Origin of the sequence: Arthrobacter sp. NPDC056691 (genome assembly GCF_042791415.1) — a bacterium.
In the GTDB taxonomy this organism is placed as follows: Bacteria; Actinomycetota; Actinomycetes; order Actinomycetales; family Micrococcaceae; genus Arthrobacter.
In genome coordinates, this window is sequence record NZ_JBHTXX010000039.1 from 40,639 (window position 1) to 47,622 (window position 6,984).

4 protein-coding genes and 2 pseudogenes are annotated in these 6,984 nt (G+C 62.0%); 1 reads left to right on the forward strand and 5 read right to left on the reverse strand.

What is annotated here, in order from left to right; translation table 11 throughout:
• Nucleotides 1–787: 787 nt before the first annotated feature.
• The 3 genes and pseudogenes from ACFRAU_RS22815 to ACFRAU_RS22825 form a co-directional block, all read right to left on the reverse strand.
• Nucleotides 788–1,354: a VOC family protein gene (locus ACFRAU_RS22815; RefSeq protein WP_378001613.1), complete on the reverse strand. Its 567-nt coding sequence runs from the start codon at nt 1,352–1,354 to the stop codon at nt 788–790.
• On the reverse strand, nt 1,351–2,232 hold the full coding sequence (locus tag ACFRAU_RS22820) for an alpha/beta fold hydrolase (protein ID WP_378001614.1): 882 nt from the start codon (nt 2,230–2,232) through the stop codon (nt 1,351–1,353). The genes ACFRAU_RS22815 and ACFRAU_RS22820 overlap by 4 nt, the downstream gene beginning before the upstream one ends.
• Nucleotides 2,233–2,530: 298 nt before the next feature.
• A pseudogene (locus ACFRAU_RS22825) lies at nt 2,531–3,682 on the reverse strand (hypothetical protein); the annotation flags it as partial.
• 296 nt (nt 3,683–3,978) lie between these two features.
• Here ACFRAU_RS22825 and ACFRAU_RS22830 point away from each other — a divergent pair.
• Nucleotides 3,979–4,104: a CGNR zinc finger domain-containing protein gene (locus ACFRAU_RS22830; protein WP_378001617.1), complete on the forward strand. Its 126-nt coding sequence runs from the start codon at nt 3,979–3,981 to the stop codon at nt 4,102–4,104.
• Between the two features lie 199 nt (nt 4,105–4,303).
• Here ACFRAU_RS22830 and ACFRAU_RS22835 read toward each other — a convergent pair.
• Nucleotides 4,304–5,839 (reverse strand): annotated as a pseudogene (locus ACFRAU_RS22835) (transposase).
• A 515-nt stretch (nt 5,840–6,354) separates the two neighbouring features.
• Nucleotides 6,355–6,831, reverse strand: coding sequence for a MarR family winged helix-turn-helix transcriptional regulator (locus ACFRAU_RS22840; RefSeq protein ID WP_378001615.1), 477 nt, complete (start codon nt 6,829–6,831; stop codon nt 6,355–6,357).
• Nucleotides 6,832–6,984: the final 153 nt, after the last annotated feature.

The window sequence follows — 6,984 nt, forward strand, 5'->3', positions numbered from 1 at the left end:
GGCATGTACGCCGGTATTCCGCACCGGTGCGGATACAACAAACGCCTCCGGGCAGCCGCGCCCCTTATCTCGGCGTCCATCACAGTCCCGGCCCAAGCCCCCCTCCCCTCAGGGCATCATGTGCTCCGTCTCGTCGATTCCACACCGCTTGCCGCCGGGATGTCGCGGGAGACCGTCGACACGGCGAACGCACCCTTCAAGGCGTCACGGCAAGCGCAGGGACTCGCCGCTTTGCCGTCGCAGCCGGCGCCAGGCACAACGGGCTCTCGACGCCCTTCTGGCGATCTCTGATCGCCTACATTTCACTGAATCTCATCGGAGCTACTCATCCTGGGTTGAAGCCGCCCGGGCGCCCTGGTCCGGAACCTCCACGCCATCCCCTCCCCGACGAGACAGCGGTCCGCGACAGGACGCCCATTGCCCTTCCACGCGGGAAATATGCGGTGCGATCACGGACCACATCTCATCAGAAACCAGGAAACGACTGCACATCACACGAGCCAACCGCATCCAGACCTCAAAAAGGTTTAGCACCACGTCCTAGAGACCCATCCATGGTGGCGAGTCAAACCATGAGGGTCTGGAGTTGGCGGAAGATCTGTCTGGCGATGAGGCGCTTGATCAGCGGCGGACTTCCCGTGGCGTCCTGCCTTTCGCGGTGCGCCGATCAGAAGAATGCTGAGCTGACCGGGTGTCCGCTGTGCAGAGTTAGAACGATGCATCCGGGCCTTCAAAGCCCTCTAGAATTTCACGTCGTTGTGACTTGGGACTGAATTCTTAGCGGCGGCTACAAGGCCGGCGCAAGGGGCTGCCACAACTGACGGGATAGTCCCTGCATGTAATCCTTGCCCTTGGGGAAAGAAACAAACTCGAGGAGCATTCCCCACGGAGAGAGAAAGTGCGCAAAGGTAGACTCTTCGCCGGCTTCCGGTCCCATGCCGGCCTTCGATCCTCCGAGGATGCGGATGCCTCGGCTTTCAAGGTATGCGAGCGCGGTGTCCATGTCATCAACATAAAACGCAAGGTGCATGCCGCCCCAGTCGCTCATGAGGGGCATTCGTCGCACCTGGTCAGGTGCCTCATACTCGAAGATCTCGAAATTCGAGCCGTGCCCGCAGCGCAGCAGTGCCGCTGCAGGAACGACAGCGCGAGGATTGAGGTCGAGGTTTTCAGCAAACCAGTCTCCCTGGTCGTCCCGAAAGGGACCGATGTCGTAGATGTGCTCGCAGCCGAGCACATCTACGAAGAAGCGAACAGCCTCTTCGAGGTTTGGTACTGTGAAAGCGGCGTGCTCCATGCCCCGCAGCCCCGGCACGGGGCCCGTGTTTTCGTTCTCTGATTTGACGTTTCTCACTGTCCCTCCCCAAAGAATTCCAGGAGGTGGCCGGCAACGAACTCTGGGCGCTCCTCGCCTATCCAGTGGCCGCAGCGCTCTATGACTCCGCCCCTCACGTCATTCGCCACCAGATCGATGGACGCCTTGGTGGCGTCGCCGAGGCAAGCCTCTCCCCCCCACGCTGACACCGGGATTGTCAACGGTTGCTTTGCGTGCTCTGTGTTCTGTGCAGCTGACTCGAAGTAGCTCTTGTAATATTCGAGTCCGGCGCGAAGGCTACCTACGTGAGTCATTGCACGGACATAAATTGCGACGTCCTCGGCGCTGAACGCGGACGGATCATACGCATAGTGCTCGAAGAACCACCGCATGTAGATGTCTTCCCGGCCTTGAATAAGGGCATACGGGATATCGGGCACTGATTGAAACGCCATGTGCCAGAGGAAGTTTCCCCCCTGTTGCGGGGTCATGGCTTCCTCCATGATGCCGAAACCGGGGAGGACCATTTCGAAGATGGAAAGTTTGTGTACTCCCTCCCGGAACTGGGCCGCATACGCATAGGCGACGGCGGCGCCCCAGTCGTGGCCGGCGAGGTATATCTTGTCGAAGCCGAGTGATGTGACCAGACCACGTATGTCTCGAGCGACTGTGTTCACGTCATAGCCGGTGTCCGGTTTGGAGGTGGATCCGAGGCCCCGCAGATCCGGGACGATGACGGTGTACTTTTGCGACAGCGCGCCAATTACGTTTCTCCATGCCGCCCACGATTGAGGCCAGCCATGCAGCAGCACGATTGGTTCGCCGCTGCCAGCGCGTGCGTAGTGAATTCGCAGGTCTCCCACGCGTGCGGTGTGATGCTGTACAGGAAATGCCACGGGCAAAGTCTTCTCGGTCATCCATGTTCTCCTTTGAAGGTCCAGGAATGTTGGAAAGACTACGGGCACGGACACAGTCTGGGCGACAATCGGCCCACTGACCGGGACACGGAATCGCACTGGTCTTCGGGGACTTTACCTTCTAGCGAGAATCGCTGGCCTTCAGGGCCTGACGTCGCATCCCGTCAATCGTTCGAGATTTGCAACGGTCACTATTGAGCTCAGGGGCCAGGCCCAGATCCAAGGTACTTGAAGTGAGACTCCGTACTACGTTCTCGTTTCAACGAATGAGCAGCGCCGTTCGCGAACCAATCTCGGCTCATTGAGTCCGCTCACTTAGCTGAGCGTTGCTTGTATGAATACGCCGTGGATCGGTCGCTGACCACAGGTCAGCCGGAATTGCGCCGACCTTCACGAACTGGTGGTTCTGTGTGCCACACTCGAGCCTGTGTTGTTCCTCGAAGTCGAGTTTCTGGACGGTACACCGCCGCAGCGGGCCTAGCCACACGCTGAGTCCGGGCGATGAATACTCCGTGCGCTTGGGCGACGGAACTCGCCGACCATCGCACAACTTCACAAGAACGTTTAGGAACACGGAGGCGGCGGGGCTGCCAGCAATGGCCGTGAAGACACCAGAGGGTAGGTGAGCCAAGGCCCTGTTCTTCAGGTGGGCGTTGACCTGCTCCATGACCGCGTGACCGCGGTGGGTCTTATCGGCGGCCACGGTGTCCAGTGTGCCTGTGGTGAAGAAAGCGTGGAACCGGTAGGTGTCGAAGATGGTCGGCTGTCGGGCGCCCGCGTGCGGGTTCAGGTCCGGGATCCTGCGGACGACCAGGCGCCCGGTGACGCGTTCGCCCTGTTGCGGGACCTGAACGCGGTGAACGGTGTCTCGGCGACTTCGGAGGCGGAGATCCACCGGTCCGACGCTTCGTCGAAGACCGCATCGGTGTACTGGATCGGCTGCCATGCGGGCAGTGATAGAAACCGCGGCGCCGGCTTTGGTAGCTGCGTTGACGGAGGCGTATCCGTAGAACACGGAGTCCGCGCGCAGCAGCACCTTGCCGGCGGCCCCGTCCCGGATGCGTTTGAGGGTGGCAAGGGTGTCGGCGACCAGCCGCGCCGCGGGGCGAACCGGCCGAGCCCTTGCGCAGCCGCTAGGCGAGGATGACCGGGGCCGTGTCCTTCGTGCTGACCTTGGCCAGCAGCGCGTTCAGGCCCCGCACCCCGGAGTAGCCGTAGCCCGAGCCCTGCTTTTGTATCCGTGAACCTCGATTATCGTGTCGTCCACGTCAACGAGCGTGTATTCCGCGGCGCTGCCACCGATCAGCGGGGTCGGTGCCGCAAGGTTTACCAGGAACCGGGACGCGACAGCGTCCAGCTGGCGGACGTGGCCGAAGGTGAAGCAGCGCCGGAAGGAACCCAACGTCGAGGGTGCGTAACAGGCCTTGAAGAGCCTGCCCATGCCACCGTGCGCAGCAGGGCGGCTGGCGGCCGGTGGACGGTCGACTCGGCGCAGGAAAGTTCTCGGTGAGCATCAGATCCGCAGAGCAGCCTTGACCGGGGCTGCAGCTGAGCTGCTGCATGCGTGGGCGGTGAGATTGCGGTCTGCGTTCGACGCTGTCGATGTTGAATCGCGGTGCGCTGCGATAAACAAGCTTCTCATCGAATTTCGCCCCGGAGGAGGACGACGTCGTCGCCCGGGTGAAGGCGGTCACGGCAGGAGGGCTGGCGATCTTCGCCGTCGAGGCCGAGGGCAGCCGTCTGGGTGTGTGCGCAAGGGCCTCGTGCGGGGTCGCGTTTGTCGACACCAGCAGGAACGGTCTGCGGGCGTATTGCTCGGCGAGGTGCGGAAACAACGATGCAGTCCGGCGACACCGAGAGCAGGTCAGATAACCCTGCAACGCCGTCCTCACAGCTCTTGTGTCAGCGATGGTCGAAAACTGAGCCGTCTCGTGGGCCTTAGCGTGTAGCGGTGGTTGCAACAGCTGAGTTATAGGGAGTTGCAATTGGGAGATATGAAAAGACCGCCGAGGGGCCGGGGCGCCCTAGGAGACTGCTGAACTAATTGCTTTGAAGGGCTGGTCCGGGGTGTTCATGTGTTCCGGGCCAGCCCTTTGTCATTTGTCTGGGTTTTCGGGACTGGGCCGTTTTGGGTGGTTTCGGTCTTTTCGTTGGTGAGTCCGAGCTTCAGGAGGCGTTTGAGGTTCACTGCAGCGATGCGCAGTTGCCACCGGACGTGGTTTTTCGTGGTTCCGCGGTAGCGCAGGCGCCGGTTGTCTTTCACGAGCCACGCGATGGAGCGTTCGACCACGGGCCGGTGGCGCGTGTAGTCGACCTGTAAGCTTTTCTTGGGCTGCGGTGCGGTGCTCGCGCATCAGGGCGTGCTCGGGATGCAGCTCGATTATCCGGCGCCGGGCTGTGGTCGTGCAGCGGGACTTCAACCGGTGCAGCCTGCACCGAACGTGACATATCCCCTAGCGATGATCGCGCGCACACCAGCCCGTTAGGGCAAGTCAGCGTTCCGGCCTGCTGATCGTAGTTGAAGTCATCAATGGTGAATCCGCCCTCGATCGCCCGGGCCAGGGGCTTGGGCTTGATCAACGCGGTGTGCCCGGCCGCCACCAGGGTCCTGAGCAGTTCTCCGGTTCCATAGGCCGAGTCCGCCAGCACCTGCACGCCGGTGGTGATCGTCTGGTCCTGCTCCAAAAGCATGGCCCCGGCTTCGGCGTCGGCGGCACCCTCGCCCGCGGCCTTGGTGAGCGTCGCGGCGGTCACCAGTCCGGTGTCCGGTTCAATCACGATGTGGGCCTTGTAGCCGTCCCGGCGGTCTTCCCGGGTCTTATGCGCATGCCGGGCATCGGGGTCCACGGTTTAGATCACCCGGTCCGGGGCGACTTTCCGGGCGATCCTCCACCGCCGTCCATCCCGTTCAATCCTCGGCCGGTTCCACGTCCTGCCCGGCGACAAGGGCCAACAGCGCGTACGCATCAGCGGCCCTGCCATCAAGAGTCTCGGGATCGACCGCCGCAAGCAGGGCCATGGCGTCGGCGACCAGGGCCGAGATCAGCCCGTCCTTTGCGTCCCGGCCATCCCACGCGATGTCAGGCTTGCCCGTCCGGGTGTAGTCATACCCGGACGCCTGGGTGGCGATCAGGTCCTGCCCGCCGGGGACGTCACGGCCAAAACGGCGTATGCCCGCGATCAGCTGCGTGATGGTGTCCTGCCTGGCGACCGCCTCGTCCAGGACCGTGGAGTCCACCGCCCGCCGGCGCTTCCCGTTCAGTACCCCGGCGCCTGCGCCAGTACGCCAGCGTGCCGGGTGAAACGCCGTATCAGTGAGCCCATACCCGCATGCGGCCTTCCACCGCAGATCATAAGTCAAAGCCTCGGCGGTTTCCCGGTCAGATAAACCCAGCAATGCCTGCAGCACCAGCACCGAACCGATCACCGGGGCCGGAACCGATGGCCTGCCCCGGTGCGACGGGAACAGGTCCTCCATCATTGAATCCGGGAACAGCCGCCCCCGATGCGCGGCCAGAAAAGCGAAAACGCTGCCCGGGGCCAACAACTCCCCGGCCAGCACCTCCACATCCAAATACCCACGCTGCGCGTCTTCGCGTCCCTGCATACAACCAGTCTTGACCACCCGGCTCACCAGTTCAGCCGACACGCCCACCGCGCGATTACTTCAGCAGCCTCCTAGGGAAGAACGCTGCACGCTCATTATGATCAGCTTTTGAAACAGGGAATAGGCAATTCTGAAGCCTGCCGGATCGTAGGGGTCAGTCGTAGTTCCGGAACTCGCTGGCGGCACGGCCACGCCCGCACACTGTCATGGCACTGGAGCGCGTCACGGTTCGAGAACTCGGAGCAGACGTTGCCGTTGTCCACGCGACTTGGATAATGGCCGGGCAGATCACGCCCACCGGGGAAACCGCAGGGACCAGGCGTGGAGTCATCAGCTTCACCACAGTACGGCAACAGCCTGGGCGGTGGTTGACGGTCAGCGCACAGAACACCGACGCCGTCCAAGGGGATGCAAACCTACATTGCGACCAGCGAAGGACTAAGGCCGCAGACTTACGTGAGCCGGCACGGCACCCGACCAGGGGCATAACGCTCAGATCAGTTTCCTAGTCAGGGTCAGCCTTTCGCTGTCGCGTGCTCCGATTCGCCTGCCAGGTTGGATTCAATCCGCTCCAGCAACCGGATCGCCGTGTTGCGGTCTTCTTCGGCCAGTCCCGCCGTCGTCAGCTCCTCCAGTCTCAGCCAGATCTCTTCGACCTGGTTCCGCAAGGCTTGGCCGGCGCGCGAGGCGCTCACCATAATGGTGCGGCGATCAACAGTTGAGGGTTTGCGCGTGACGAAACCAGATTGTTCCAGGCGCTGCAGCATTTTCGTAACGGTGGAAGGATCGAGGCCCAGCGTCCTGACCAGGTCCGTCTGACGCTGCTCCCCCTTCTCCCACAACGCCATCATCAGGACTTCCTGCCCTGGATAGAGGCCGGTTTCTCGCAAAAGACCCCCTGCGACGAGGCGATGTATGCGGGCGATCCGAAAAATGGCTTCGCTGGTGGGTGCACCTTCAATGGTGGGCACCATGTCATCATTCTTGGGCATCTTGGCGCTCCCACGCATGATTTGCCACCTCCCCATTTGCGGCCACTCTTGGCCAGCCAATTAAAGTCTAAGCCATCGAAGAGCGAGTACGGGTATGTCTCGAAAAACGTCTCCTGATGTCGGGAATACTTTCTCGAAGCCTATAGTTGGAAC